This window comes from Brucella cytisi (assembly GCF_038433355.1).
Taxonomy (GTDB): domain Bacteria; phylum Pseudomonadota; class Alphaproteobacteria; order Rhizobiales; family Rhizobiaceae; genus Brucella; species Brucella cytisi.
In genome coordinates, this window is sequence record NZ_JBCAUP010000013.1 from 15076 (window position 1) to 41198 (window position 26123).

A 26123-nucleotide genomic window follows, 5' to 3' on the forward strand; every position below is an offset into this window, starting at 1 on the left:
GTTTATTATGAGCAAGTGGAAAGACGTTAAGAAAGTCGTTCTCGCCTATTCGGGCGGCCTCGACACCTCGATCATCCTGAAGTGGCTTCAGACGGAACTCGGCGCAGAAGTTGTGACCTTCACTGCCGATCTCGGTCAGGGCGAAGAACTTGAGCCAGCCCGCAAGAAAGCGGAAATGCTGGGCATCAAGGAAATCTTCATCGAGGACGTGCGCGAAGAATTCGTGCGCGATTTCGTTTTCCCGATGTTCCGCGCCAATGCCGTCTATGAAGGCGTCTATCTGCTCGGCACCTCGATTGCCCGTCCGCTGATCTCCAAGCACCTGATCGAAATAGCCAGGAAGACCGGCGCCGACGCAATCGCGCACGGCGCGACCGGCAAGGGCAACGACCAGGTTCGTTTCGAGCTTTCGGCCTATGCGCTGAACCCGGACATCAAGATCATCGCCCCATGGCGCGACTGGTCGTTCAAGAGCCGCACGCATCTGCTCGAATTCGCTGAACAGCACCAGATCCCGGTTGCGAAAGACAAGAAGGGCGAAGCGCCGTTCTCCGTCGACGCCAACCTGCTGCACTCCTCGTCCGAGGGCAAGGTTCTGGAAGATCCGGCTGTCGAGGCACCGGAATATGTACATATGCGCACCATTTCGCCGGAAACTGCGCCCGACAAGGCAACGACCATCAAGATCGGCTTTGAAAAAGGTGATGCCGTTTCAATCAATGGCGAGCGCCTGTCGCCTGCGACGCTTCTTGCCAAGCTCAACGACTATGGCCGCGACAATGGCATCGGTCGTCTCGACCTCGTGGAAAACCGCTTCGTCGGCATGAAGTCGCGCGGCGTCTACGAAACGCCGGGCGGCACGATCCTGCTGGCAGCACACCGCGCCATCGAATCGATCACGCTCGACCGCGGTGCGGCGCACCTGAAAGATGAGCTGATGCCGCGCTATGCGGAACTGATCTATTACGGCTTCTGGTTCTCGCCGGAACGCGAAATGCTGCAGGCGGCAATCGATCACAGCCAGCGCCATGTCGAAGGCGAAGTCACGCTCAAGCTCTACAAGGGCAATGTGATGGTGATCGGCCGTGAATCGGACAAGTCGCTTTATTCCGACAAGCTCGTCACCTTCGAAGACGATCAGGGTGCTTACGACCAGAAGGACGCCGCAGGCTTCATCAAACTCAATGCACTGCGCCTGCGCACGCTTGCTGCGCGCGATCGCAAATAAGCATATCCAATCCGGACAAAAGCCCGCCTTCCGGCGGGCTTTTGTTTTTAGAGCGGGACGTGAATTTTGTCTTTCTATCCGGCCCTGCCTGTCTGCATTCTGCTCGGCATCTATCTACTGATCCGCTGCATACCCATTCTGTGGAAAATGATCATGCCGGATGTCCGCCACCAATTTGCGGGTAACGCCCGGCCACATATCTTTCATTTGCCGAAAGCCGGGCGCTACGCGATCAGCATCGTGTTTCCGCCGTTTACCGTTCTCACCGGAACAGCCTATTTCTCAACGCAGTTCGCGATCAAGGCGCGCGCATCTGGCGCCCTGATTGCCTATCATTCCACAAGCCGTTTTCTGTTGAGCGTCCGGCGGACGGACATGCGCGGCAATGCTTCTCACGCTTTGGGTTATTTCGACTGCACGACACCCGGCGACTACGAAATCACCTGCCTGACGCCTGAAAACATCAAGGCGAATTTCCGGCTGGAAATAACGCCCCATATTTCTTTCCTGAAACTCGCGCCCGCCATCGCAGGGACTATTCTTGCCGCTGGAATGAGTGTGGGCGGGACGATTGTCTTTGTGCTCTGGATGACCGGCAGGATCGCATGAGATCAAGCGGCGTGTCTTATACCCGCCAGCATCTTTTCCTCGCCGGGACGCAAGGTCAGCACCCGCACGCCATTTGAGGTGACTGCGACAGTATGCTCAAACTGCGCTGACAGTTTTCCGTCACGCGTCACCACCGTCCAGCCGTCCTTTTCGGTCTTCACCTTGGCCGTTCCCTGATTGAGCATCGGCTCGATGGTGAACACCATGCCTTCGCGGAGACGAACGCCGGTGCCCGGCTTGCCGAAATGCAGAACCTGCGGTTCCTCGTGCATCTCGCGACCGATACCGTGGCCGCAATATTCCCGCACGATGCTGTAGTCATGCCGCTTGGCGTGACGCTCAATGGCATGGCCGATATCGCCCAGCGTCGCGCCGGGTCGCACGGCGGCAATCCCCTTCCACAACGCCTCATAGGTCACACGGACCAGCCGCGAGGCAAAGGGAGCAACGTCACCGACCATGTAGGTCTTGCTGGAATCGGCGATATAGCCGTCCTTTTCCAGCGTGATATCGAAGTTGATGATCTCGCCGTTTTCAATGATCTCGTCATCCGACGGCATGCCGTGGCAGACGACTTCGTTCCTGGAACTGTTCAGCACATAGGGATAGTCATATTGCCCCTTGCTGGCAGGCCGCGCCTGCAATTCGCGGGTAATATAATCCTCGACCAGATCGTTGACCTGCATCGTGGTCATGCCCGCCAGCGGCGTGCGGTCGAGAAGCGCAAAAACGGAGGCGAGCAGCGCGCCGGATGCCGCCATCTTTTCCACTTCGGCAGGGGTTTTGGTCATGACGACTGCACAGTAAGAACGGGCAGAACCGGCAGCTCGACCTGTGCTGCGCGCAACTGCATCTGCACGATCTCGTTGAACGACAGGTCGGGATGGGCTTGTGCCAGCATGCCGATCTTCATCCAGTATTCAGCCTGCGCATTGATCGAACGGCACATGACGTCACTCGCCTTGCGCAGTTCCTCATGCAGTTCATCGCCGATTTTCACGATACCCATAGCATTGTCCAGACCATATAGTTCATATACGGATCATATATAAACCGTATATATCTATCGATCAAGCTCTCCACTGTTCCTGCTCAAGCAATCAAAGTCATTTGCATTTAGTATGGCGCCATACTATAAGTCGCCGTATGGAAATAATCGAGCAAAAGCACCACGCCCTTCTGAGCGAAATGGAACGCCGGCACAGCCCGTCCACCGACGCGCTGAAAGCCTGCTTTGAAGTTTTGTCACTTGCTGCGGCCATTGACCGGGATTGCGCCAACCGGCTTGCACCGCACAAGCTTTCGGAAGGCAAGTTCGTCCTGCTGTTTCTGCTGCACAATGCGCCCGACGGCCTCTCGCCGCACGAGCTTTCAGAACGCGCAGGTGTCACGCGCGCCACCATCACCGGCCTGCTCGATGGGCTGGAGCGTGATGGTTTCCTCAAGCGCCATGCAGACACGCAGGATCGCCGCAAGCTGACTGTCCGGCTGACATCCGAAGGGGGGCTGCTGGCGCAACAGCTTTTCGAACAACATACCGCATGGATTGCAAGCCTGATGAGCGATCTCTCGTCAGGCGAACAGCAGCTTCTCAGCACCTTGCTGCGCCGCATCTGGAGCCGCACCGATGCCGGTCGCTCTTTCAAGATCAATGAGACCCTAAGGGATATGACATGACCTATTACCTCGCCGAGCTTTATTCCCCGAAATCGAGCTGGCACGCGCTTGATGCTCAAGGCAGGCAGGCCTTCTTTGAGAAAGTCGGCGCGGGTATGGGCGGGCTTGGCGCGCTCGGTATCGAGGCTTTGGCATTAGGTCCCGTCGACGCGACAAAGTCTTTTGCGCCCAGCCAGAGTTTCTTCGCCATTTGGCGTTTCCCGGATGAAGCAGCTCTCGACATGCTGATTGCCGGAATCACCGCCACCGGCTGGCATGATTATTTCGACACGATCAATGCGGCTGGTGCAGGCACCGACCTTCCCGGCCATCTAGCGCAACTGGCAGGCGTGCCTTTCAGGGACGCCGCCTAATCCAAAACCACTATCACGATGATAGAGCGTATCCCGAAAAGTGTGAAACGCCTACGCAAGGAAATCAGTCCGCTGGACTGATTTCTGATCCCGCTTGACTCTTGCCTCGCTCGATTCAATACTAGAACATATAGAGAACAAAAAGATGGAATCTAGACGTGAGCGGCATCGACATCGCGGCGCTGCGGCGCATGGTTACGACCATTGAAGGCAACGATCCGCAAGGCAGTTTTGCAAATCAGGGGCAAACGGGCTTCGGGCGGGCGCGCAGTTTCACGCTCGGCCTTGCCGGAGCGGATGCCGCCTTTCCGCATGGCCTTGCAGGTGATGCGCTGCATGAGGTTTTTGCCGAAAACCCCGGCGCTCATATGGCCGCAACCGGCTTTGCGCTCGCCTTTGCCGCCCGTGCGGCAGAGCCTCGTCGCCCGATTATCTGGATCGAGGAAGAAAGCGCTGCAAGTGAATATGGCGGGCTTTATCCGCCGGGACTTCATGCCTTCGGGATCGATCCGTCGCGACTTCTGATGGTGCGCTGCCCCACGGCACAGGATGTGCTGAAAGCAGCAAACGATGCGCTGGAAGCCGGAACCGGCGGCAAGGCCTCGCATCTTGTTTCCGGCGTCGTCGCCTCGGTGACAGGCCAGCCGAAATGCCTCGACCTGACCGCTTCGCGTCGTCTGCTTCTGGCAACCGAAACCGCGCAGTTGCCCGTCATCCTGCTCCGGAGCCACCGGACAGGCGTGCAGAGCGCTGCCGTCAGCCGCTGGCGGGTGGCGCCCGCGCCGTCCCGTTCAAGCGGAGCGAACGCACCCGGCAGACCTGTCTTTTCGGCGGTTCTGGAGCGCAATCGCCACGGCACATACGGGCAATGGATCATGGAATGGAACAATGAAACCCAGGAATTTGGTGCTAACGAACGGGATGGCAGAACGTCTGTTTCTCGCCCTCTGGTTTCCGTTTCTGCCGACCGACCGGCTTCGCAGCAGCGTTCCGCCTGACGGCAAACCGCGCCTGCCTTTGGTTGTGACCGAACGCACGGCCAATGCGCTGCGCCTGACAGCAGTGGATGCCGGAGCGGCAAAGCTCGGCCTTTTTCCCGGTATGGCACTGACGGATGCGCGCGCCCGCGTGGAACGGCTTGAAGTGGCAACGGCAGCACCGGAACATGATGCGGCATTGCTCAAGCGTCTTGCCCATTGGTGCGAGCGCTACACGCCGCTTGTCGCCTTCGATGAACCGCATGGGCTGATGCTCGACATAACCGGCTGCGCGCATCTTTTTGGCGGGCTCGAAGCCATGCGTGCCGATGCAATCCGGCGTCTGGAACGAGCCGGGCTTGGCGTACAGGCGGCGGTTGCCGATAACAGTTTTGCCGCGCGGCTTCTGGCACGGGGAACGAAGGGCGGCGTTTTCAGCAGGGCGGAGGCCGACCGGCTGCTTCCCCGCCTGCCGCTCTCCGCGCTTGAACTGGCGCAAGCTGCCGAAACCGGCCTCAAGCGCGCCGGATTGAAACGCATCGGCGATGTGATGGGGCTTCCGCGCGCCGCACTCACCGCCCGCTTCGGCACCGATCTTGCCACCAGGCTCGACCGGCTGGCGCGGCAAGAACGCGCACCGATTTCCCCCTTGCGCATTATGCCGCTCAGTGCCGTCGAGCGCCGCCTGTCAGAGCCGGTTACCGCAATGGAACTGGTCGAACGCATCTTGCAGGAACTGGCGCAGGAGCTTTTTACGCAGCTTGAACCGGAGGGAAAAGGCGCGCTTCTGATTGAGTCCTCCTTCTTCCGTGTCGATGGCGAAGTGCGTCATATCCACATCGAAACCGGCCAGCCCTTGCGCAGCGACAAGGTTTTCCTGCGCCTTGCGCGTGAAAGGCTCAACGCCTTGACCGACCCGCTCGACGCCGGTTTCGGCTTCGACATGATCCGGCTGGCAGCGCTGAGCAGTGCGGCAATCGCCCAGCGCCAGACGGGGCTCGACCAGCATGAGGAAGATGAAGCGGGGTTTAGTCAGCTTGTCGACCGGCTTTCGGCGCGGCTTGGACAGAACCGCGTTCTCGTTTCCTTTTCGCGCAAAACGCATATTCCTGAACGGGCCTTCGGCCTGCGCCCTGCCCTGCACTCGGATGGCAAAGGCGAAGCCGATTACGAAAACACAGCAGCGCTTCCCGGCGACCCGCCAGCGCGCCCCATAAAACTGTTTCGCCCGCCGCAGTTGATCGAAAGCGTGGCGGAAGTGCCCGACAGTCCGCCTTCGTTTTTCCTGTGGCGGCGGGTGCGCCATCATGTGCGCCTTGCCGAGGGGCCGGAAAGGATCGAACCGGAATGGTGGCTCGCAATCGGTCACACGGTTCCGGAGCTGCGCGATTATTACCGGGTGGAAGACGAGAATGGCCAGCGCTTCTGGATTTTTCGCGAAGGCCTTTATGACGGCGCCAATCATCCACGCTGGTTTCTGCATGGACTGTTTGCGTGATGACTCATTATTTCGAAATGGCTGCCGCCAGCAATTTTTCCTTCCTGTGCGGCGCTTCGCATCCGCAGGAACTGGTAGCGCGTGCGCATGAGCTTGGCCTGTCCGGTATCGGCATTGCCGACCGCAACACGCTGGCCGGTGTGGTGCGGGCACATGCGGCATGGAAGGATTTTCGCGACAAGAGCGATTTCCAGCTTTTCATCGGCTGTCGCCTGTCTTTCACCGACGGCACGCCGGATATGGTCGTCTATCCGCGTGATCGCGCTGCCTATGGGCAATTGTGCCGCCTGCTGACGGAGGGCAAGGTACGCGCCGCCATCAAGGGCGAATGCCACCTCGAATGGAGCGACCTGCTGTTTCGCGCCCGGCAGTTCCAGATCGCGGTCTTTCCGCCTGAAGACGACAGGCCGGATTTTGCCGCACGCCTGACGGAGATTGCACAAGCTGCCCCCGGCTCGGTCTGGCTGATGCTCGCCATGCCGCATCAGGGCCATGACGGGCGCCGAGCCGAACGCATCACCCGTTTTGCAGCCGAAGCCAATGTGCCGCTGCTCGCCACCAATGACGTGCTTTATCATCATCCCGACCGCCGAGCGCTTCAGGACGTGCTGACGGCAACCCGCCACCACACAACTGTTTTCGCAGCCGGGCAGCTTCTCGAAAAGAATGCCGAACGCCACCTGAAACCACCAAAGGAAATGCTGCGACTGTTTCGCGACTACACTGAGGCCGTCGAAGCAACCGCCGATTTCGTCGCGCCCATCACCTTCCAGCTTGACGAGCTGAAATATGATTATCCCGACGAACCGGTGCCACCTGGCAAGACGCCGCAACAGCATCTGCATGATCTCACCTGGGCAGGTGCCGCCCGTCATTACGGCGCTAACAGCATCCCGCCGAAGGTGCAGGCGCTGATCCACAAGGAACTGGCGCTGATCGAAAAGCTGCAATATGCGGCTTACTTTCTCACGGTTTATGACATTGTGAGCTATGCCCGCCGAGAAGACATTCTGTGTCAGGGGCGCGGTTCGGCGGCCAATTCCGTTGTCTGCTTCTGCCTTGGCGTCACCGGTGTGGACCCGACACAGGTTGACCTCCTGTTCGAGCGCTTTCTTTCGGTCGAGCGAAAGGAACCGCCGGATATCGACGTCGATTTCGAGCATGAGCGGCGCGAAGAGGTGATGCAATATGTCTATGACCGCTACACCAGAGATCGCGCGGCCATTGTCGCAACCGTCATCAGCTATCGGTCCCGCAGCGCCATTCGCGATGTCGGCAAGGCACTGGGGCTGACTGAGGATGTGACGGCAGCACTCGCCAATACGGTCTGGGGCATATCGGGCGGCGGCATCGACAAGCAGCATATCAGACAGGCGGGTCTCGACCCCGACAACCCCATCATCCGGCGCGCGGTGGAACTGGCCATCACGCTGATCGGCTTTCCGCGCCATCTGTCCCAGCATGTCGGTGGTTTCGTTCTGACCCGTGATCGACTGGACGAGACCGTGCCCATCGGCCCGGCAGCGATGGAAGACCGCTCCTTCATCGAATGGGACAAGGACGATATCGACGAGGTGGGGCTGATGAAGGTCGATGTGCTGTCGCTCGGCATGCTCACCTGCATCCGCAAGGCCTTTGATCTCATTCACCAGCACAAGCCGGAAAAATATGATGGCAAGAAGCTGACGCTAGCGACCGTGGAGCAAAAAGACGAAGCCGTGTACGACATGCTGTGCAAGGGGGATTCGCTCGGCGTGTTTCAAGTGGAAAGCCGCGCCCAGATGAACATGCTGCCACGCCTGCGCCCGCGTGAGTTCTATGATCTCGTCATCGAGGTCGCCATCGTGCGGCCCGGTCCCATTCAGGGTGACATGGTCCATCCCTATCTGCGGCGGCGAAACAATGAGGAACCCTGCACCTTGCCATCGCCAGCGCCGGAGTACGGGCCGCCCGACGAGTTGCTGCAGATTCTCGGCAAGACCAAGGGCGTACCGCTGTTTCAGGAACAGGCGATGCGTATTGCCATGGAGGCTGCAAAATTCACACCGGATGAGGCCAACCAGTTGCGCCGCGCCATGGCCACTTTCCGCAAGATGGGCACCATTCATACGATGGAAACGAAGATGATCGAAGGCATGGTCAATCGTGGCTACGATCGGACCTTTGCCGAAAACTGCTTCAACCAGATCAAGGGTTTCGGCGAATATGGCTTTCCCGAAAGTCATGCGGCAAGCTTTGCGCATCTGGTCTATATTTCCGCGTGGATCAAATGCCACCATCCGGAAGTGTTCGCCGCCGCGCTTCTCAATTCCCAGCCCATGGGTTTTTACGCACCCGCCCAGATCGTGCGCGATGCCCGCGAACATGGTGTGACGGCGCTGCCCGTCGATGTGAACTTCAGTCACTGGGATAATATTCTGGAGGAAACACCCGATGTTCACCTGGCGCTCCGGCTCGGCTTCCGCCAGATCGACGGTTTTTCCAAACGGGACACCGAACTCCTGATTGCAGACCGGCAGGAGCCTTACCGCACCATTGAAGACATGCATCGGCGGCTCCGGCTCGACCGGCGCGCCTTCACGCTTCTGGCTGATGCCGATGCCTTCGGCTCGCTTGACATCGACCGCCGCGCAGCACTGTGGGCCGTGCGTCGTCTGCCCAATGACGAAACCCTGCCGCTGTTCCGCGCCGCCGCAACCAGCGAACTGGCGGAGGAACCGCGCACAAAGCTTCCTGAAATGGCGGCATCCGAACATGTGATTGCCGATTACGAGACGACGCGGCTTTCGCTGAAAGGGCATCCGCTGCAATATCTGCGCGAGGGTCTGGCAGCGGAAGGCGTTTCCACCTGTCGCGCAGTGCAGGAAGGTGCCGACGGACGCCGCATGAAAGTGGCGGGCGTCGTCACCGTGCGCCAGCGCCCCGGCAGTGCCAAGGGCGTGGTGTTTCTCACCATCGAGGATGAAACCGGCATCGCCAATATTGTCGTCTGGCCGAAGATTATGAAAGCGTTTCGCCGCGAAGTGATGGGCGCGCGGCTGATCCATATCGAAGGTCGCCTCCAGCGCAGCCCCGAAGGGGTCGTGCATCTGGTGGCGTCAAAGCTGCAGGACCGTTCGGCAGCATTGATCGAAATGAGCGGACGCGAAGCGCAGCGCCTCGTCGCTCCATCCCAGATGGCGCATCATCCGCGCAATGTTAAAATCATGCCAAACTCGCGAGACTTTCATTGAGCAATCACGCGCTCCGAAGCCCGTTCGCTATTTTGGCTATGACGCGACGAAAATGGTGCAATTCGAGAACCGGAGCGGAGTGTACTTTAAGGTACATGAGCACCGGAAGCGCAGAAGTGCGCCATTTGCAGACCGTCAGAGCCGAAATGGAGCGGGCTTCAGTTCCATGCGCCAACGAAAAACACCGCACAATAATGCAGTGCCGCGCCCACCACGACGAAGCCGTGCCAGATAGCATTCTGAAACCGCAGGCGCTCCCAGACATGGAAGATCACACCCAGCGAATAGACCATGCCACCGGCTGCAATCAGCCAGAAAACGGCTGGCGGCAGCGACTGCACCATGGTGTCATAGACCATGACACCGCTCCAGCCGAGCGCCAGATAAAGCAGGATCGACAGCCGGTCGAAACGACCCGGCATGAACAGTTTCAGCATGATGCCGACGAAAGCCACGCTCCAGACGAAAAGAAGCAGCGGGAGAGCGCGGTCGCCCATATGCATGGCAAAAGGCGTGTATGTTCCGGCGATCAGAAGATAGATCGCCGAGTGGTCAAAACGGCGCAGGAACCATTTGGTCGGCGAAACCGGCCAGATATTGTAGACAGCCGAAATGCCGAGCGCTGCCAGAAGGCTCGCGAGATAGACACCCGACGAAATCGAGGTCGCTGCAGGCATGTTCGGCAGGAAATAGATCAGCATGGCAATGGCGCCTGCAAGCGCCAGCCCGACACCCAGAACATGGATGACGCCATCGGCCCACAATTCGGCCCGGTCATATTTCCATTTGACTGGATGAGGCAGTCTTACATTCATGAAATTGCCCTGTCGTCGGTTCCAGAGCGCGTTTCGATCTGATTGGGTCAGATCGGCGCTCTAGTCCTTTGTTTTAACGCGCATCTTTTCCGAAAACCGTTTCACACTTTTCGGGATGCGCTCTCAACAGGAAACTGCCATCACTTTGCAGCGTCAAGATGACAGTTAGTTTATTGCCCCGCCGGTGCGTAGGAAGCCTGAATGGGAGCGACGCCGGGGAGCGGTGCTGCCCCGCCTTCCGGCAAGGATGCCGGCTGGATGGAAGCGGCTGCGTCGCGGGTCGGGCCACTGCGCTTCCAGCTTCCGTCGAGGCCGGTTTCCTGCAACAGTCCCTTGCGCTTGGCATCGTAATAATAGCCCCGCGCATAATAGCGGACTGCCTGGCTTTCATCACCGCCCGCGACCTTATAGGCGCCGGACAGATAGCGAACCGCATATTTCAGATTGGTTTCCGCATCGAGCAGGCCCTTGGCCGCGCCTGTATAGCCCATGCCGCGCGCAGTCGGATGGCTGATCTGCATCAACCCCCAATAAGGTCCGTTGCGGGCGCCCGGATTGAACCGGCTTTCGCGATGCACGACCCGGCGCACAAGACGTTCCGGCACATCATAGGCGACGGAATATTTGGTGATCAGCGCATCGAGTTCTTCCGGCGCATGATCCGGTGTCTCAAACGCCATATTGGCGGCAACGGATGCCGGCGAAGCGGCAGCCTGCGCACCGGCATAGGCCATCATCGGTTCGGACTGGCCACGAATGCCGGGAATGGGAACAACGGCAGGCAGGACCGGATCGGAAGGATCGGTCACGGCTGCGACAGTCTGCGTTCCGGCAGCAGCGCCCGCATCGCCAGTCGCCGTGCCTGCGGTATTGGCCGTGGCACTGGCAGCGCTGCCTGCTGCGGAAGCGGTCTGGCTGGAAGTATCGGTCTGCGTGATCAGCGCCGTTTTCACGGGCTTGCCGTCATTGGTGGTGTTGCAGGCGCTGAGCGCCACGGCACAACCAAGAAGCATGAGGCCCTTGCGGACCAGACCAGCGGAGGAAGAAGAGGAAAGCGCGTAACGCATGACCGGATCCGTTCTCAGGAATCGAAATCTTTTTCGATGCGTTTTTCAAGCTCGACCAGATCTTCAGGCAGAGGCAAACCGCTGGCCCGCAGCGTATTGAGCTTCTCGCGAACCGTTTCACGGATTTCATGAGCGTCTTGCGGCTGATTCACCATTTGCTCGAAAAGCAGCGCAATTTCCGCCTTGATGTCCTCGAATGCCATCCAGATCCTCTTGGCTTTACAGGCATCGGAAAGCGCCCGTTTCAGTCAATATTCTTTCGGTCGATGAGGATCATGTACCATGCAAAAGACGGCAAACGGAAGCGCTAAACGTCGGGGCTCTGCGAAAATGAATATTTCAAATGGTAACAAAAAGATTAACGCACTCACAAAATGCGCGGTGACACCGTATCTACCACATTGAAATCAAAAGCAAAAATACCGAGATCATCAAAGTCCAGACCGCCATTTGGATCGAAGAGATAAATGCTCATCCAGACGAGCGCGATCACGAGCACAATTGCCAGAATCATGAGAATCAAAAGGCGTCGCCCGAGCGCGGTCTTGCGACCCGCTCCTTCCGGCGGCTGTTTGGCCATAGTCAATTGCTGCCTTGTTCAATCGTCATTGGTCGCGTTCAGTTCATCCGGCGGTGTGCCGTGTTCGGGCTCCGCCGACAGATAGCCCTCGCGCACCAGCCATTTGCGCAGGATAAGCGTCATCGCCTCGGTCTGGTTGAGACCAGGATGCTTTTCGGCGATGAAGCGCTCCAGAGCGTCGTGCACGTCATCGGGAAGATAGATGCTCATTCATGCTCCTCCACGTGAAGAGAATCAGACTACGGTAACGGTGAGGGTTGCCACGCCGTCGACCTTGCCTTCCAGACGGTCGCCGCGCTTCACCGGCCCGACGCCCGCAGGCGTACCTGTAAAGATAAGATCGCCGGGTTGCAGCTCAAAGAGCGAAGACAGGTAGGAAATGGTTTCCGCCACCTTCCAGATCATCTGGTTGAGGTCGCCCGACTGGCGGGTTTCGCCATTGATGGCGAGCGAAATCGCAGCCTTTTCCGGGTGGCCGATTTCCGACACCGGCACGATGGCCGAACAGGGCGCGGAGTGCTCGAAGGCCTTGGCGACTTCCCACGGACGACCGGCCTTCTTGGCCACGGCCTGCAGGTCGCGGCGCGTCATGTCGATGCCAACGGCGTAGCCATAAACATGGTCCAGCGCCTTTTCGACAGCAATGTCGGTGCCCCCGGCCTTCAGCGCCACCACAAGTTCGATCTCGTGATGCACGTCCTCGGTCTTCGGCGGATAAGGGAAATCACCTCCTTCGATCACGAGGCTGTCCGGGTTCTTCTGGAAGAAGAAAGGCGGATTGCGGGTCGGATCACCACCCATTTCGATGGCGTGATCGGCGTAGTTCTGGCCGACGCAATAGATGCGATGCACGGGAAAGCGCGCGTCCGTTCCCTTCACAGGCAAAAAAGGCTGCGGGGGCGGCGCAAAAACATAAGTCGTCATGGGGAACTATTCCGGTCGGAAACTGATGAAGCGATTTTTCCCATCATGCAGACGCAAGCGCATCGCCGCAACCCTTGAAAGGTGCAATTCCCTGTTATCGCCCGTCCGAGACCACGACAAAATCCGCCTTGCGCGACTGCGCTACCACGAGTTCGGCATTGGGAATGTCGTTGGAAAGGGCGCGGTTTCGGGCGGTTTCGGCATCGAAGCCAAAGCTGAGCCAGCGTTCGTTCAGGCGGCGCTCCAGCTCTGCAAAGGGCACATCCAGATAGAGCGTCATGTCGAAAAAAGGTGCAAGCTGCACCCATGGTTGCTGATCGAGCAGCAGATAATTGCCTTCGACCAGAAGCACGCGATGCTCCGGGCCGACCACGGATGCCGCAGCGCGGGACAGCTCCAGAGAACGGTCGAAAACCGGAATGAAGATTTCGCCCTCTGCCTGTTTCAGTCGCTGCAGCAACACCGCAAATCCGGCGCAGTCGAAAGTGGGCGGCGAGCCCTTGCGGCTCAGCAATCCACGCTGATCGAGAATCCCGTCATCAAGATGAAACCCGTCCATGGGCACGACGATGGACGGCGTTTCGCCGCCCTTGTTGATGGCATGGAGCAGATAATCGGAAATGGTGGATTTTCCGGCTCCCGGCGGGCCAGCGATGGCCACGACCAGGCGCTTGTCGGTTTCCGCCAGCCGCGCAAGAATTTCCGAAGGCAGGGCTTCGCGCTCAATGGGCGTCATGTCCGGTTTCCGTGATTCGTCCTGTCACCGTGTTAAAGGCGCAGCAACCCTGTTCAAGCGCAAGTGGTCAAGCCGCTTCCTTCGGTCTCATCGCCCCGGTCATCAGCGCCACGGCATCCGACATGGAATATTCCTTCGGGTCGATGACCGTCAGGCGGCGCCCGAGCCGGTGAATGTGGATGCGGTCGGCAACCTCGAACACATGCGGCATGTTGTGCGAGATGAGGACGATAGGCATGCCGCGCCGCTTCACGTCCTGAATGAGTTCCAGCACGCGGCGAGATTCCTTGACGCCCAGCGCCGCCGTCGGCTCGTCCATGATGACCACCTTGGAGCCGAAGGCGGCGGCACGCGCCACCGCAACGCCCTGACGCTGGCCGCCCGAAAGGGTTTCCACCGCCTGACCGATATTCTGGATCGTCATCAGGCCCAGTTCGGACAGTTTTTCGCGCGCGATCTTTTCCATCGCACCGCGATCCAGCATGCGAAACAGCGAGCCAAGCGGCCCCTTGCGGCGGATTTCGCGGCCCAGAAACAGATTGTCGGCGATGGAAAGCGCAGGCGACAAGGCAAGGTTCTGATAGACCGTCTCGATGCCCGCCTGCCGTGCCTCCATCGGTGAATGAAAGCTGACAGGCTTGCCGTCGAGCAGGATTTCCCCCTCGTCGGGCTTGATCGCGCCGGACAGCGCCTTGATGAGCGAGGACTTGCCGGCGCCATTGTCGCCGATGACCGCGAGGATTTCGCCGGGATAGAGATCGAAGTCGGCATGATCGAGTGCGGTGACGCGACCATAGCGCTTGACCAGACCTTTGCCAGACAGAACAGGCGTGGTGTTCGTTTTCATGCGGCAGCCTTTCTGATCCACTGGTCGATGGCGACGGCAGCAATGATAAGAACGCCGATCAGGAGATAGGTCCATTGCGGATCGGTGCCCCACAGGCGCAGCCCCAGTGAAAACACGCCGACGATCAGCGCACCGAACATGGTGCCGAGAATGGAACCGCGTCCGCCGAACAGCGAAATGCCGCCGATCACCACCGCGGTGATGGATTCGATATTGGCGAACTGGCCTGCGGTCGGCGATACCGAACCGAGACGGCCGATCATCGCCCAGCCTGCAAGCGCGCAGATGATACCGGCCAGCACATAGACCGACATGAGGATCGGCTTGACCGAGACACCGGAAAGCTGTGCCGCTTCGGGATCGTCGCCAATGGCATAGACGTGCCGTCCCCAGGCAGTGTGGTTCAGCACATACCAGAACAGCAGAACCAGAAGCACCATGGCAATGACGCCATAGGTGAAGACCGCGCCGCCAAAGCGGATGCTCTCGCCGAAGAATTGCAGGATCGGCGCTTCAGCCGTGATTTCCTGCGCGCGGATCGTCTCGTTGGCGGAATAGAGGAAGTTTGTGGCGAGGATCACCTGCCACATGCCGAGCGTCACGATGAAAGGCGGAAGGCGGACATAGGCCACCAGAAAGCCGTTGATGAAGCCGCACAGCGCGCCCGTGGCAAAGCCGCACAGAACAGACAGTTCGGCGGGAAGCCCATAGCGAAAGGTGAACTGGCCCATCACCACCGATGAAAGGACCATGATGGCGCCGACCGAAAGATCGATACCCGCGGTCAGGATCACAAGCGTCTGCGCCACGGCGATGATGCCTGTGATGGCGACCTGTTGCAGAATGAGGGTCAGTGCGAAGGCGGAGAAGAACTTGCCGCCAAGCGTGATGCCGAACACCAGCAGCGACAGGACGAGCACGATCAGCGGCACGGCAGCGGGATTGTGATGCAGGAAATTCCGCATCCGATAAAGCAGCGACTGGTCGCCCGCATCGAAAGAGGCGACATCAGCCGCGCTCTGCGCCAGCGTCTTTTCATAGTCCTGCATAGACGGTTTTTGTGCAGCGGAAGCCGCCTGTGGCTCACTCATGTCTGTCTCCTGCCTTCACCTGCAGAAAGGTCCGGCAAATCTTCCGATCTGCCGGGCCTGAGTTTCAGAAAGGGGATCAGCCCCAGCACTTGTCGAGTGCGGTTTTCGTGTCGATGGACGGAACGCCCTCCACCGGCTTGTCGGTGACAAGCGACACGCCGGTATCGACGAAGTCCTTGCCTTCGGTCGGCTTCGGCTTTTCACCCGTATCAGCAAACTTCTTGATCGCCTCGATACCGAGTGCCGCCATCTGCAGCGGATATTGCTGCGAAGTCGCGCCGATTACACCGGCCTCGACATTCTTCACGCCGGGGCAACCGCCATCGATGGAGACGATCAGCACGTCCTTTTCACGCCCGACAGCCTTCAGCGCCTCATAGGCACCGGCGGCGGCAGGTTCGTTGATGGTGTGGACGACATTGATGTTCGGATCCTTCTGGAGAAGGTTTTCCATCGCGCGACGTCCGCCTTCTTCGTTGCCATCGGTCAGGTCGCGACCGGCAATGCGCGGATCATCCTCGTCACCGAGCTTGGTCTTGTCTTTCGGGTCGATGCCGAAGCCGGTGGCAAAACCCTGATCACGCAGAACGTCGACGCTCGGCTGCGACGCGGTGAGGTTGAGAAAGGCAACCCGCGCATCCTTGGCCTTGTCGCCAAGCGTTGCCGCTGCCCATTTGCCGACCAGCTCACCAGCCAGGAAATTGTCGGTTGCAAAGGTTGCGTCCGCCGCATCGGCAGGCTCAAGCGGCGTATCGAGCGCGATGATGAGCAGGCCCGCATCGCGTGCCTTCTGCAGCGACGGCACGATGCCCTTGGTGTCGGAAGCCGTGATGAGAATACCCTTGGCGCCATCAGCAATGCAGGTTTCGATAGCCGCAACCTGGCTTTCGGAATCGCCGTCGATCTTGCCCGCATAGGTCTTGAGATTGACGCCCAGCTCCTTGGCCTTGGCGATAGCGCCTTCCTTCATCTTGACGAAGAACGGATTGGTATCGGTCTTTGTGATGAGGCACGCGCCGACATCGGCGGCATTCGCTGGCAATGCGGCAGCGCCAAGCGCGAAGGCAGCAAAGGCTGCCGACAGAACTGTCTTCTTCATGGACTCCTCCCAGATTGAAACCGGTCCTCTTCCCCCGGCAGAAGAGAAGCAAAACACGGCTTCAAAACAGAGTCAATTAATAAATCCACTTGATTTATTAATATGCTGTGTCACTCTGGAAGACGGAGGAGAGAGGATCGAAAGAGGCAGGCACCGAGCCCGCTGCCGCGCCGCGTGATCGGTCTTAGAGACTGAATCAAAAAGCGGCAGGCCGAGGCGAAAATGGTGATTTTCGAGTACCGGAGCGGAGCGTACTTAAAGGTACGTGAGCACCGGAACGTAGAAAGGCGCCATTTGCAGACCGGCATGGTGACTTTTGGAGCAGGCTCTTAAGCGTTTGTTTTTATTTCATATCCCTTGCAAAGAGGGCTTTTTCTCCTTCGATGGTTGGTTTAGGAATTCCGGCATTCCATGGCTGCATTTCGAGATTGCATTCCATGGCACGGAATCTGGGAGAGGCTATGGTCAGGCATAAAGTTGAAGGCGAACCAGACAGCGGGTCTGCCGACACGCTTTCAGGCACTCTCTCCGGCACTCCGGGGCCTGCCATGCTTCAATTTGCCGGGCCGGGCGCGAGCGTCAATCGCGGTTCAAACCAGATCGGCGTGCGCGCCTATAATGAGCGGCTGGTTCTGGCGCTTGTGCGCCGGCATGGCGCGCTCGCCCGCGCCGACATTGCCCGCCTGACCGGACTTTCGGCGCAGACGGTTTCCGTCATCATTCGTGCGCTGGAAAAAGACGGCCTCATTACGCAGGGCGAACGGGTGCGCGGTCGTGTCGGCCAGCCTTCCATGCCGATGCGCCTTGCCGCCGACGGGGTTTTCTCCTTCGGACTCAAGATCGGGCGGCGCAGCGCGGAAATCATCCTGATGGATTTTCTGGGAGCGATCCGCGAACGGCGGCACATCACCTATCGCTGGCCTGTACCGGGTGAAATCCGTCGCTTCGCCGTCGAGAGCGTCGCCGCTTTCACGGCAGCCCTCGAACCGGCCAAGCGCGACCGCATTGCAGGGCTCGGCATCGCATTACCCTTCGAATTGTGGAACTGGGTCGAGGAAGTGGGTGCACCTGCCGAAGATCTGGATGCATGGCTCGGCGCCGATCTCGTCGGCGATTTCGCCAAGGCGTTTTCGTTTCCGGTCTTCGTGCAGAATGACGGAACGGCAGCTTGTGGTGCGGAACTGACCTTTGGTCGCGGGCCAGAATTCACCGACTTCGTCTATTTCTTCATCGGCTCGTTCATCGGCGGCGGTGTGGTGCTGAACAACACACTCTATCCGGGCCGCACGGGCAATGCGGGCGCGCTCGGCTCCATGCCGATGCGGATGCGCGGCACGTGGGAGCGCGGCGAAACCTTGCAGCTCATCGATACGGCTTCGCTGTTCGTCCTCGAACGCATGTTACAGGAGCGGCACCTGCCCTCCGACGATCTGTGGCTTTCACCGGAAAACTGGCGCAATTTTGGTACGCCGCTCGACGAATGGGTAGCGCTTGCCGCACGCGGGCTGGCCCATGCAACGGTAGCTGCCGCCTCCGTGATCGACTTTCCCGCCGCCGTCATCGACGGCTGGTTGCCGGGTAATGTGCGTCACCGCATCGTGGAAGCGACCCGCGTGGAGCTTTCATGCCTCGACTTGCAGGGCCTGCGCGCGCCGAAGATCATCGAGGGCAAGGTTGGTGTGCATGCCAAGGCAATGGGCGCGGCAAGCCTGCCGCTTTCCAACCGCTATCTGTTCGACCAGAGCGTCCTGTTCAAGGATGCAGGTTAGTTCCCTTTATGGCCTTGTCGATATCTTTCTTTGGGCCGTAAAGCGCTAGGCCGACCAGCTCGGGTGCGTCGGCATTTTCCGCCTTGAATACAGCGCGGTTGGCGACGTCATGCCCGGTCTCGAACATGGCGCGCACATAGGGCGCACGGATAAGATCGCGCTGGATCGATTGCTGCCATGCCCGTTGCAGGACGTCCGGTGTTGCCGAGAAGATCAGCATCGGCTGGCCGAGCAGACGCGTATGCTTGCGGCCTGCCGCATCTTCATAAGGATCGCCCATGGCGTGCGGCACAGCGCCGGATATGCCGGTCGCGATAAAGGCAGTCACGTTCAGCTTCTGCCAGACAGGCAGATCATGCAGGACAAGAATGGCTACTTTTGTATCGAAAATCATGAGCTTTTCCTCTTTCGAGGACAGGCCTAACGGCTTTTCACCGCAATTTCTGGAACGTTTGTGCGTCCCTTGCGATAAGCGGCAGGCGTCATGCCATAGGCGCGGCGGAACCAGCGCCCCATATGGCTCTGGTCGGCAAATCCGCTGAGCGCGGCCGCTTCCGCTGGCGCCACTTTTTCGCGCAACAGGCGCCGTGCTTCAGCAAGGCGCAACTGCACCAGACAGGCATGTGGCGAGGTGCCGTATTCACGCCGGAACCCACGTGAAAGCTGGAAACGGTCGGCGGCCCCGACCACTTCCGCCAGTTCATCGAGGCCGAACTCCTCGTCGAAGCGCGCCCGCAGATAGTCCATCGCGCGTGCTGCGACCGGATGTGGAGCCGACCCTTTTTCTGTCACGTCCTGCCCAAGATGCCGGGCCAGATGGTTCGTCACCTGATCGCGGCAGTCTTCAATCATCAGGCGCGGCGCTTCGAGGAAGATTGCCTCGCAGGCGCGGGCGACCGCATGAAACAACTGTCCGTCATCGGCCAGCGTCTCGCGAAAACCGATATACGCATCATTGCCACCCATCGCGCTTCTGACCAGCGATTGCGGCATATAAAGCATGTTATAGGCAAAACCGTCCGCGGCGACCGCCTGCCCGTCGTGGCGTTCGCCCGGCTCGATGAGAATCACTCGCCCCGGCGTGCTCTGCCGCCGCCTGCCCCGGCAGAAAAAATCCTGCACGCCCGCATGGGTCACGCCGACGAGCCATTCGTCATGAAAATGCATGTCATAGGCATGGCTGTGAAAACGGGCAGCCACGGCTTCCAGGCCGGTAGCGTCGTCGCGTTTCAGCCGCATCACATCGCGCGGGCCATTGATGGGGCGAGCATTGTCGGTCATGGCAGAATTTGTAGCATGGCCAGCGACAACCACACAGTTTGTTATTTTCAATCAATAAGTTTGATCTATGTTGTCTTGCAATGACCGCAAATGCCAACACATTGACTGCTTAATTCATTTAATCGAACGGGAAAGATATGACCGTCAAGACAATCGCCACCACGCCATACCAGGACCAGCAGCCGGGCACTTCAGGCCTGCGCAAGAAGGTTCCGGTTTTCCAGCAGCCCAATTACGCTGAAAACTTCATCCAGTCGGTTTTCGATGTGCTGGAAGGTTTTGCCGGCAAGACGCTCGTGGTCGGCGGCGACGGACGCTATTATAACCGCGAAGTGATCCAGAAGCTCATCAAGATGGCCGCCGCCAATGGCTTCGGGCGCATCATGGTGGGTCAGGGCGGCATTCTTTCGACGCCTGCCGCCTCCAACATGATCCGCAAATACAAGGCTTTCGGCGGCATGATACTTTCAGCAAGCCACAATCCCGGCGGGCCTACGGAAGATTTCGGCATCAAATACAATATCGGCAACGGCGGACCGGCACCGGAAAAGATCACCGAGGCGGTCTTCGCCCGCTCGAAAGTGATCGACCAATACAGAATCGCTGATGTGGCCGATATTGATATCGACACGATCGGCACGAGCCGGATCGGCGACACCGAAGTCGTCATCTTCGATCCTGTCGCCGATTATGCCGAGCTGATGGAAAGCCTGTTCGATTTCGACGCAATCCGCGCCATGATCAAGGGCGGTTTCGGTCTCAAATTCGATGCCATGCATGCGGTGACCGGGCCTTACGCCAAGGAAATCTTCGAGCACCGTCTAGGCGCGCCGGAAGGCAGCGTGATGAACTTCGTGCCCCTGCCGGATTTCGGCGGCCACCATCCGGATCCGAATCTCGTCTACGCAAAAGATCTCTATGATCTGCTCATGTCCGACCATGCGCCGGATTTCGGCGCCGCCTCCGATGGCGACGGTGATCGCAATCTCATCATCGGACGCGGCATCTTTGTCACGCCGTCCGATTCGCTTGCCATGCTGGCCGCCAATGCGCATCTGGCGCCGGGTTACAAGGACGGCATCAAGGGCATTGCCCGTTCCATGCCGACAAGTGCTGCCGCCGACCGCGTGGCTGACAAGCTCGGCATCGGCATGTTTGAAACGCCGACGGGCTGGAAGTTCTTCGGCAATCTGCTCGACAATGGCAAGGTCACGATCTGCGGCGAGGAAAGCTCCGGCACCGGGTCCGACCATGTGCGTGAGAAGGATGGCCTGTGGGCCGTACTGCTCTGGCTCAATATTCTGGCGGTGCGCAAGGAAAGTGTGAAAGACATCGTCGAGGAACATTGGGCGCGTTTCGGGCGCAATTATTACACCCGCCATGACTATGAAGCTGTCGATTCCGATATCGCCAAACAACTGGTGGCCGATCTTCGCGGCAAGCTTGCAAGCCTGCCCGGCACGACCGTCAATGGCCTCACAATCGAGAAGGCCGACGACTTCGCCTATCACGATCCGGTCGACGGCTCGATCAGCGAACATCAGGGCATCCGCATCTATTTCCCGGATGGCGGCCGTGTGGTGCTGCGCCTGTCCGGCACCGGCACGTCGGGCGCAACCATCCGCATCTATATCGAGCGCTATGAGGCTGATACCACCAGGCACAATCTCGATACGCAGGAAACGCTGGCCCCATTCATCGACGCGGCAGAACAGATCGCGCAAGTGAAGAAGCGCAGCGGACGGACAGAGCCGAGCGTTATCACCTGACAAAAGAAAAAGGGCCGTTTCCGGCCCTTTTTTCATTCGAAGACAATCGCCGGCGCGGGCTTTCCAGCCCCCTTGCCGCCCTTCATGTTGTCCCAGACCTTGCGGGCGATCCCGCGATAGATTTTCGCGTGTTCGCTGTCCGGTTCATGGACGGTGATCGGCGTGCCCGCATCCGAATAGGCGCGCACATCCATATGCAGCGGCACTTCGCCCAGGAACGGCACGTCGAGACGCTCCGCTTCCCTGCGCGCTCCGCCATTGCCGAAAATATCGTAGCGCGCGCCAGTATCGGGCGCGATGAAGTAGCTCATGTTCTCGACGATGCCCAGAAGCGGGACATCCACCTTGCGGAACATGTTCAAGCCCTTGCGCGCGTCGATCAGCGCCAGGTCCTGTGGCGTCGAAACGACCACAGCACCTGCCAGCGGCACCTGCTGCGCCATCGTGAGCTGTGCGTCACCGGTGCCGGGTGGCATGTCGACCACCAGAACGTCCAGTTCGCCCCAGGCCACTTCGCGCAGCATCTGCGTCAGCGCCGACATGACCATCGGCCCGCGCCAGATCATCGGCGTTTCCTCATCGACCATGAAGCCCATCGACATGACCTTGATGCCGTAATTTTCCATCGGCTTCAGGATGCGGCCCTCGACCGTTTCCGGACGACCGGAAAGGCCGAGCAGGCGCGGCATCGACGGCCCATAAATATCGGCATCGAGAATGCCGACCTTCAGCCCGTTGGCGGCAAGACCGAGCGCAAGATTGACCGCGGTGGTGGACTTGCCGACGCCACCCTTGCCTGATGCAACAGCGATAATCGCGCCAACGCCCGGTATGCCGGGCTTGGTCGCTGCGCGCTGCGGCTGTGGCGGGTGGCGATGCTGAACCGGAGCGGCTGCAGGTCTGGCCTGCGGCTTTGGTGGTGGGGGCGCATCGTCGCTGGTACGTCCGCCTTTCTTTTCGGCGGTGAGCGTGACCAGCGCGCCGGTGACGCCCGGAATTTCCTTCACGGCCTTTTCAGCGGCAAGCCGCATCGGCTCCAGCGCATCGGCGCGCGCTGCCGGAACCGTGATGGAGAAGAAAACCTTGCCGTCGGCAATAAAGATATCCGACACCAGTCCGAGCGACACAACATCGCTTTCGAAATCCGGTCCCGTCACGGTCTTCAGCCGTTCCTGAACCTGTTCGCGTGTTACGCTTGTCATTTCGATTCCTTTAATGAAGGCAGCAAGGGAATACCGAAGTAAGGAAGCATGTCCGATGTAAGAACATATTGCCCTACTCCCCTATTCCCTTTTCATCAAAAGGCCAATGCCCGTTTCAGACCTCTGTCAGGCTGCCTCCTCGCAGACGGCAGCCTCGGGACGATGCCCCATTAGGTAGAGCGCGCAGGTGGTGCGCAGCATGGAGGCAAAATTCGGGATCGCGCCATTGGCCTCCAGCGCTTCGTCGTAAAGCGTCGATATGAAGCGGGGCGTGGTCAGGTTCTGGCTGGCCGCGATCTCATCCAGCAGGCGCCAGAAGGTGGCCTCCAGCTGAATGCTGGTGGAATGGCCGCCTATGCGCACGGAGCGATTGATCTGCCGGTAGCCTTCCGGGTCCTGCTCGGCGAAAACCTTGCACATGGGTTCCTCCCTTCATTAAGAGCACGAACTTGGCTGTGGTAGCCGATTGCCACCACGCCGTCGCTTTTTCTTTCATAATCGACAACCAGCAAGACAATCGCAAGCCGCTTTTGAGGAAGCGGCAAAAGAAACAGGAGTAGCTTGTGGCTAAAGCCATTCATTCGATGATCCGTGTTCTCGACGAGGAAAAATCCGTTTCCTTCTATAATCAGGCTTTTGGCCTCGATATTGCCGAGCGCATTGATTTCGAAACCTTCACGCTGATCTATCTGCGCAATGCCGAAGCCGATTTCGAAGTCGAGCTGACGGTCAACAAGGGCCGCACCGAGCCTTACAATCTGGGCGACGGCTATGGTCATCTCGCCGTGGCGGTCGATGACGTCGATGCCGAACATGCCCGTTTCACGGAACTTGGCTTCAAGGTCGGCAAGCTTGTCGATTTCAAGAATAACGGCGTGCAGCTTGCCCGCTTCTTCTTCGCGGAAGATCCGGACGGCTACAAGATCGAAGTTCTGCAACGGGGTGGCCGCTACCAGTGAGCCGCTCCCCATCGTCTTTTCTGGCCGGGAGGAGCGGCCACGGAAGACGAGAAAGCAAGCATTCCCGGTGGTGAAAATCTCCGGGAACGCATAGCCAGCCAGCCCATTCCGGACGGGCAAGCAAAGGAGGAGAACCGAATGACTACCGTTTTTAACGGTCTTTCCACCCGAGAGAAAAAGACACTGTCCCGCCGCGATATTCTCAAGCGCGGCGCAGGCCTCAGCCTCGGCGCCATGCTCGTTGTCAGCGGCAATGCCGTTATCTGCCCGCAATTCGCATGGGCGCTTGAAACCACCACGCTCAAGCCCGAAACCATGGCGACCCTGATCCAGCTTGCGCGCGACATCTATCCGCATGACAAGCTTCCCGACCGTTTCTATGCCATTGCCGTCAAACCTTATGACGCGGATTCCGCCAAGGACGAGACGCTCAAAAAGCTGATCGAGGACGGTGTTGCCGATTTGAACAAGCGGGCTGGAGCCGGAGGCTATCTGGGGCTTGGCTGGGAGGAAGAGCGCGTCGCGATCCTGCGCGAGATCGAGAAAAGCCCCTTCTTCCAGAAGGTGCGCAGCGGGCTTGTGACCGGCCTTTATAACCAGAAGGATATCTGGCCGCTCTTCGGCTACGAGGGCGAAGCCTATTCCAAGGGCGGTTACATCCAGCGCGGCTTCGACGATATCGAATGGCTCTAGGCGCCCCCGGCGCAGGACATACCAATTTCAAAGCGGCACCACCGTCCTGCAAGCGCCTTGCGTTTTGCGGAAACGGGAAAGCATTGGGAGGAAACAATGGCTGCTCCATACAATCTCAAGGACGACAAGGTCGTCGTTATCATCGGCTCGGGCGCTGGCGGCGGCACGCTCGGCAACGAACTGGCCCAAAAAGGCATCGACGTCGTCATTCTCGAAGCCGGAAAACGCCACGAGTTCGAAGATTTTATCAATGATGAATGGGATAGTTTTGCCCAGCTCGCCTGGCTCGACAAGCGCACGACATCGGGCAGCTGGCGCGTGGCGCACGATTTCCCGAACCTGCCCGCATGGATCGTGAAGGCTGTCGGCGGCACCACCACCCACTGGGCTGGTGCATCCTTGCGTTTTCAGGATTACGAGTTCGAGACCCTGACCCATTACGGCAAGATCGAGGGGGCAAATCTGCTCGACTGGCCGATCACGCTGGCCGATCTGGAGCCTTACTACGCCAAGGCCGAGGACAAGATGGGGGTCACCCGCACCAACGGCATTGAAGGTCTGCCCGGCAACAATAATTTCAAGGTTATGAAAGCCGGTGCCGACAAGCTCGGCTACAAGGAATGCCATACGGGTCGCATGGCTATCAATTCCGCGCCGCGCGACGACCGCATGGCCTGCCAGCAGACCGGCTTCTGCTTTCAGGGCTGCAAATGGGGCGCGAAATGGTCGACGCTCTATACGGAAATTCCCAAGGGCGAGGAAACCGGCAGGCTGGAAGTTCGCCCGGAATGCACGGCGCTCAAGATCGAGCACAATGCGGCTGGCAAGGTGACGGGCGTGCTCTATGCCGACAAGGATGGCAAGCAGCACTTGCAGAAGGCGCGCGTCGTCTGCGTGGCAGGCAATTCGATTGAAAGCCCGCGCCTTCTGCTCAATTCGGCTTCGTCGAAATTCCCGGACGGCCTCGCCAATTCGTCAGGACAGGTCGGGCGCAACTATATGCGCCACACCACCGGTTCGGTCTATGCCTCGTTTGAAAAGCCGGTTCACATGTATCGCGGCACCACCATGGCAGGCATCATCCGCGATGAGGCTGCGCATAATCCGAAACGAGGCTTCGTCGGCGGCTATGAGATGGAAACCGTTTCGCTTGGCCTGCCTTTCATGGCTGCCTTCCTCAATCCGGGCGGTTGGGGGCGCAGCTTCACCTCGGCACTCGACGATTATGTCAACATGGCCGGTCTCTGGATCGTCGGCGAAGACATGCCGCAGGAGAAAAACCGCATCACGCTGAGCAAGGACGTGAAGGACGAACACGGCTTGCCGGTTCCCGACGTCTATTACGACGATCACCCGAACGATATCGCCATGCGCGATCATGCCTATGCGCAGGGCAAGGCGCTTTATGAGGCCGTTGGTGCCGTCCGTACCTTCCCGACCCCACCCTATCCGTCAACGCATAATCTGGGCACCAACCGGATGAGCGAAAAGCCGCAGGATGGCGTCGTGAACAAGCACGGACAGACGCATGACATCAAGAATCTGTTCGTTTCCGATGGCAGCCAGTTCACAACCGGCGGCGCGGAAAACCCGACCCTGACCATCGTGGCTCTCGCTATCCGTCAGGCTGATTATATCGCGGAACAGATGAAGAAGCGGGCGATCTGACTTCCAGATCTATTCTCCCGACCGCTGGAAAACAGAAACGGCGCGACC

Annotated in this window: 28 protein-coding genes; 12 read left to right on the plus strand and 16 right to left on the minus strand. The window is 59.2% G+C overall.

Annotated elements, in window-relative coordinates; translation table 11 throughout:
• The first annotated feature begins 7 nt into the window (after window positions 1-7).
• Window positions 8-1228, plus strand: a complete 1221-nt coding sequence (locus tag AAE521_RS13940; RefSeq protein ID WP_342061614.1) for an argininosuccinate synthase — start codon at window positions 8-10, stop codon at window positions 1226-1228.
• 66 nt (window positions 1229-1294) lie between these two features.
• Window positions 1295-1837, plus strand: coding sequence for a hypothetical protein (locus tag AAE521_RS13945; protein WP_342061615.1), 543 nt, complete (start codon window positions 1295-1297; stop codon window positions 1835-1837).
• A gap of 2 nt (window positions 1838-1839) precedes the next feature.
• On the opposite strand, the gene map is transcribed toward AAE521_RS13945, so the two are convergent.
• Both map and AAE521_RS13955 read right to left on the minus strand, forming a co-directional pair.
• Complete coding sequence (map, locus tag AAE521_RS13950; RefSeq protein WP_342061616.1) at window positions 1840-2628, minus strand: type I methionyl aminopeptidase; 789 nt, start codon at window positions 2626-2628, stop codon at window positions 1840-1842.
• Window positions 2625-2846, minus strand: a complete 222-nt coding sequence (locus AAE521_RS13955; protein ID WP_011982312.1) for a ParD-like family protein — start codon at window positions 2844-2846, stop codon at window positions 2625-2627. The genes map and AAE521_RS13955 overlap by 4 nt, the downstream gene beginning before the upstream one ends.
• A 137-nt stretch (window positions 2847-2983) precedes the next feature.
• Between AAE521_RS13955 and AAE521_RS13960 the strand changes: the two genes are divergently transcribed.
• From AAE521_RS13960 to AAE521_RS13980, 5 genes are all read left to right on the plus strand, one after another.
• Window positions 2984-3514, plus strand: a complete 531-nt coding sequence (locus tag AAE521_RS13960; protein ID WP_071632864.1) for a MarR family winged helix-turn-helix transcriptional regulator — start codon at window positions 2984-2986, stop codon at window positions 3512-3514.
• A complete protein-coding gene (locus tag AAE521_RS13965; RefSeq protein ID WP_342061617.1) occupies window positions 3511-3867 on the plus strand; it encodes a DUF6616 family protein in 357 nt (118 codons plus the stop codon). Before AAE521_RS13960 ends, AAE521_RS13965 begins: the two co-directional genes overlap by 4 nt.
• 158 nt (window positions 3868-4025) lie before the next feature.
• Window positions 4026-4865: an ImuA family protein gene (locus tag AAE521_RS13970; RefSeq protein WP_342061618.1), complete on the plus strand. Its 840-nt coding sequence runs from the start codon at window positions 4026-4028 to the stop codon at window positions 4863-4865.
• Entirely contained in the window at window positions 4801-6342 is a 1542-nt protein-coding gene (locus tag AAE521_RS13975; protein ID WP_342061708.1) for a Y-family DNA polymerase, read from the plus strand. The genes AAE521_RS13970 and AAE521_RS13975 overlap by 65 nt, the downstream gene beginning before the upstream one ends.
• Window positions 6342-9575 carry an error-prone DNA polymerase gene (locus tag AAE521_RS13980; RefSeq protein WP_342061619.1) on the plus strand — a complete coding sequence of 1078 codons (3234 nt, stop codon included), beginning with the start codon at window positions 6342-6344 and terminating at the stop codon, window positions 9573-9575. The genes AAE521_RS13975 and AAE521_RS13980 overlap by 1 nt, the downstream gene beginning before the upstream one ends.
• Before the next feature lie 158 nt (window positions 9576-9733).
• On the opposite strand, the gene trhA is transcribed toward AAE521_RS13980, so the two are convergent.
• The 10 genes from trhA to AAE521_RS14030 all read right to left on the minus strand — a co-directional run bounded on the left by trhA (window position 9734) and on the right by AAE521_RS14030 (window position 16734).
• Window positions 9734-10390 carry a PAQR family membrane homeostasis protein TrhA gene (gene trhA / locus AAE521_RS13985; RefSeq protein WP_010657882.1) on the minus strand — a complete coding sequence of 219 codons (657 nt, stop codon included), beginning with the start codon at window positions 10388-10390 and terminating at the stop codon, window positions 9734-9736.
• Window positions 10391-10560: 170 nt separating this feature from the next.
• A complete protein-coding gene (locus AAE521_RS13990) occupies window positions 10561-11457 on the minus strand; it encodes a transglycosylase SLT domain-containing protein (RefSeq protein WP_342061620.1) in 897 nt (298 codons plus the stop codon).
• 14 nt (window positions 11458-11471) lie between these two features.
• On the minus strand, window positions 11472-11660 hold the full coding sequence (locus AAE521_RS13995) for a hypothetical protein (protein WP_010657880.1): 189 nt from the start codon (window positions 11658-11660) through the stop codon (window positions 11472-11474).
• 164 nt (window positions 11661-11824) lie between these two features.
• Window positions 11825-12037, minus strand: coding sequence for a hypothetical protein (locus tag AAE521_RS14000; RefSeq protein WP_071632859.1), 213 nt, complete (start codon window positions 12035-12037; stop codon window positions 11825-11827).
• Window positions 12038-12055: 18 nt separating this feature from the next.
• Window positions 12056-12247 carry a ribbon-helix-helix domain-containing protein gene (locus tag AAE521_RS14005; protein ID WP_010657878.1) on the minus strand — a complete coding sequence of 64 codons (192 nt, stop codon included), beginning with the start codon at window positions 12245-12247 and terminating at the stop codon, window positions 12056-12058.
• 24 nt (window positions 12248-12271) lie between these two features.
• A complete protein-coding gene (locus AAE521_RS14010; RefSeq protein WP_011982304.1) occupies window positions 12272-12961 on the minus strand; it encodes a fumarylacetoacetate hydrolase family protein in 690 nt (229 codons plus the stop codon).
• A 94-nt stretch (window positions 12962-13055) separates the two neighbouring features.
• Window positions 13056-13697, minus strand: a complete 642-nt coding sequence (locus AAE521_RS14015) for a nucleoside/nucleotide kinase family protein (protein WP_342061621.1) — start codon at window positions 13695-13697, stop codon at window positions 13056-13058.
• 67 nt (window positions 13698-13764) lie between these two features.
• Entirely contained in the window at window positions 13765-14544 is a 780-nt protein-coding gene (locus AAE521_RS14020; protein WP_010657875.1) for an ATP-binding cassette domain-containing protein, read from the minus strand.
• On the minus strand, window positions 14541-15635 hold the full coding sequence (locus AAE521_RS14025; protein WP_010657874.1) for an ABC transporter permease: 1095 nt from the start codon (window positions 15633-15635) through the stop codon (window positions 14541-14543). Before AAE521_RS14025 ends, AAE521_RS14020 begins: the two co-directional genes overlap by 4 nt.
• Before the next feature lie 76 nt (window positions 15636-15711).
• Complete coding sequence (locus AAE521_RS14030) at window positions 15712-16734, minus strand: sugar ABC transporter substrate-binding protein (protein WP_071632856.1); 1023 nt, start codon at window positions 16732-16734, stop codon at window positions 15712-15714.
• 461 nt (window positions 16735-17195) lie between these two features.
• Here AAE521_RS14030 and AAE521_RS14035 point away from each other — a divergent pair, with 461 nt between their 5' ends.
• Window positions 17196-18503, plus strand: coding sequence for an ROK family transcriptional regulator (locus AAE521_RS14035; protein WP_084094322.1), 1308 nt, complete (start codon window positions 17196-17198; stop codon window positions 18501-18503).
• Here AAE521_RS14035 and AAE521_RS14040 read toward each other — a convergent pair.
• Together AAE521_RS14040 and AAE521_RS14045 are read right to left on the minus strand one after the other, a co-directional pair.
• The gene (locus AAE521_RS14040) at window positions 18487-18897 is read right to left on the minus strand and encodes a DUF2000 domain-containing protein (protein WP_084094320.1); all 411 of its coding nucleotides are present in this window, start codon (window positions 18895-18897) and stop codon (window positions 18487-18489) included. The genes AAE521_RS14035 and AAE521_RS14040 overlap by 17 nt on opposite strands.
• Before the next feature lie 26 nt (window positions 18898-18923).
• The gene (locus AAE521_RS14045; protein WP_342061622.1) at window positions 18924-19784 is read right to left on the minus strand and encodes an AraC family transcriptional regulator; all 861 of its coding nucleotides are present in this window, start codon (window positions 19782-19784) and stop codon (window positions 18924-18926) included.
• Window positions 19785-19921: 137 nt separating this feature from the next.
• On the opposite strand from AAE521_RS14045, the gene AAE521_RS14050 reads away from it, so the two are divergent.
• Window positions 19922-21553, plus strand: a complete 1632-nt coding sequence (locus AAE521_RS14050) for an alpha-D-glucose phosphate-specific phosphoglucomutase (RefSeq protein ID WP_071632855.1) — start codon at window positions 19922-19924, stop codon at window positions 21551-21553.
• 32 nt (window positions 21554-21585) lie between these two features.
• Here the strand turns inward: AAE521_RS14050 and apbC are convergent, their stop codons facing one another.
• Entirely contained in the window at window positions 21586-22755 is a 1170-nt protein-coding gene (gene apbC / locus AAE521_RS14055; RefSeq protein ID WP_342061623.1) for an iron-sulfur cluster carrier protein ApbC, read from the minus strand.
• Window positions 22756-22881: 126 nt separating this feature from the next.
• Window positions 22882-23175, minus strand: coding sequence for a ribbon-helix-helix domain-containing protein (locus AAE521_RS14060; RefSeq protein WP_006471202.1), 294 nt, complete (start codon window positions 23173-23175; stop codon window positions 22882-22884).
• Window positions 23176-23318: 143 nt separating this feature from the next.
• Between AAE521_RS14060 and AAE521_RS14065 the strand changes: the two genes are divergently transcribed.
• The 3 genes from AAE521_RS14065 (at window position 23319) to AAE521_RS14075 (ending at window position 26075) form a co-directional block, all read left to right on the plus strand.
• On the plus strand, window positions 23319-23714 hold the full coding sequence (locus AAE521_RS14065; protein WP_011982294.1) for a VOC family protein: 396 nt from the start codon (window positions 23319-23321) through the stop codon (window positions 23712-23714).
• A gap of 138 nt (window positions 23715-23852) precedes the next feature.
• A complete protein-coding gene (locus AAE521_RS14070) occupies window positions 23853-24407 on the plus strand; it encodes a gluconate 2-dehydrogenase subunit 3 family protein (protein WP_342061624.1) in 555 nt (184 codons plus the stop codon).
• Between the two features lie 96 nt (window positions 24408-24503).
• Window positions 24504-26075: a GMC family oxidoreductase gene (locus AAE521_RS14075; protein ID WP_010657865.1), complete on the plus strand. Its 1572-nt coding sequence runs from the start codon at window positions 24504-24506 to the stop codon at window positions 26073-26075.
• Window positions 26076-26123 lie beyond the last annotated feature (48 nt).

Bases quoted from the DNA above. Each gene is read 5' to 3' on its own strand.
- AAE521_RS14020 (WP_010657875.1), bottom strand. From the start codon at position 14,544: ATGAAAACGAACACCACGCCTGTTCTGTCTGGCAAAGGTCTGGTCAAG.
- AAE521_RS14010 (WP_011982304.1), bottom strand. From the start codon at position 12,961: ATGACGACTTATGTTTTTGCGCCGCCCCCGCAGCCTTTTTTGCCTGTG.
- AAE521_RS14075 (WP_010657865.1), top strand. From the start codon at position 24,504: ATGGCTGCTCCATACAATCTCAAGGACGACAAGGTCGTCGTTATCATC.
- AAE521_RS14040 (WP_084094320.1), bottom strand. From the start codon at position 18,897: ATGATTTTCGATACAAAAGTAGCCATTCTTGTCCTGCATGATCTGCCT.
- trhA (WP_010657882.1), bottom strand. From the start codon at position 10,390: ATGAATGTAAGACTGCCTCATCCAGTCAAATGGAAATATGACCGGGCC.
- AAE521_RS14030 (WP_071632856.1), bottom strand. From the start codon at position 16,734: ATGAAGAAGACAGTTCTGTCGGCAGCCTTTGCTGCCTTCGCGCTTGGC.
- AAE521_RS13940 (WP_342061614.1), top strand. From the start codon at position 8: ATGAGCAAGTGGAAAGACGTTAAGAAAGTCGTTCTCGCCTATTCGGGC.
- AAE521_RS13980 (WP_342061619.1), top strand. From the start codon at position 6,342: ATGACTCATTATTTCGAAATGGCTGCCGCCAGCAATTTTTCCTTCCTG.
- map (WP_342061616.1), bottom strand. From the start codon at position 2,628: ATGACCAAAACCCCTGCCGAAGTGGAAAAGATGGCGGCATCCGGCGCG.
- AAE521_RS14035 (WP_084094322.1), top strand. From the start codon at position 17,196: ATGGTCAGGCATAAAGTTGAAGGCGAACCAGACAGCGGGTCTGCCGAC.
- AAE521_RS13965 (WP_342061617.1), top strand. From the start codon at position 3,511: ATGACCTATTACCTCGCCGAGCTTTATTCCCCGAAATCGAGCTGGCAC.
- AAE521_RS14070 (WP_342061624.1), top strand. From the start codon at position 23,853: ATGACTACCGTTTTTAACGGTCTTTCCACCCGAGAGAAAAAGACACTG.
- apbC (WP_342061623.1), bottom strand. From the start codon at position 22,755: ATGACAAGCGTAACACGCGAACAGGTTCAGGAACGGCTGAAGACCGTG.
- AAE521_RS14015 (WP_342061621.1), bottom strand. From the start codon at position 13,697: ATGACGCCCATTGAGCGCGAAGCCCTGCCTTCGGAAATTCTTGCGCGG.
- AAE521_RS13960 (WP_071632864.1), top strand. From the start codon at position 2,984: ATGGAAATAATCGAGCAAAAGCACCACGCCCTTCTGAGCGAAATGGAA.
- AAE521_RS13995 (WP_010657880.1), bottom strand. From the start codon at position 11,660: ATGGCATTCGAGGACATCAAGGCGGAAATTGCGCTGCTTTTCGAGCAA.
- AAE521_RS14000 (WP_071632859.1), bottom strand. From the start codon at position 12,037: ATGGCCAAACAGCCGCCGGAAGGAGCGGGTCGCAAGACCGCGCTCGGG.
- AAE521_RS14025 (WP_010657874.1), bottom strand. From the start codon at position 15,635: ATGAGTGAGCCACAGGCGGCTTCCGCTGCACAAAAACCGTCTATGCAG.
- AAE521_RS13955 (WP_011982312.1), bottom strand. From the start codon at position 2,846: ATGGGTATCGTGAAAATCGGCGATGAACTGCATGAGGAACTGCGCAAG.
- AAE521_RS14050 (WP_071632855.1), top strand. From the start codon at position 19,922: ATGACCGTCAAGACAATCGCCACCACGCCATACCAGGACCAGCAGCCG.
- AAE521_RS14005 (WP_010657878.1), bottom strand. From the start codon at position 12,247: ATGAGCATCTATCTTCCCGATGACGTGCACGACGCTCTGGAGCGCTTC.
- AAE521_RS14045 (WP_342061622.1), bottom strand. From the start codon at position 19,784: ATGACCGACAATGCTCGCCCCATCAATGGCCCGCGCGATGTGATGCGG.
- AAE521_RS13990 (WP_342061620.1), bottom strand. From the start codon at position 11,457: ATGCGTTACGCGCTTTCCTCTTCTTCCTCCGCTGGTCTGGTCCGCAAG.
- AAE521_RS14060 (WP_006471202.1), bottom strand. From the start codon at position 23,175: ATGTGCAAGGTTTTCGCCGAGCAGGACCCGGAAGGCTACCGGCAGATC.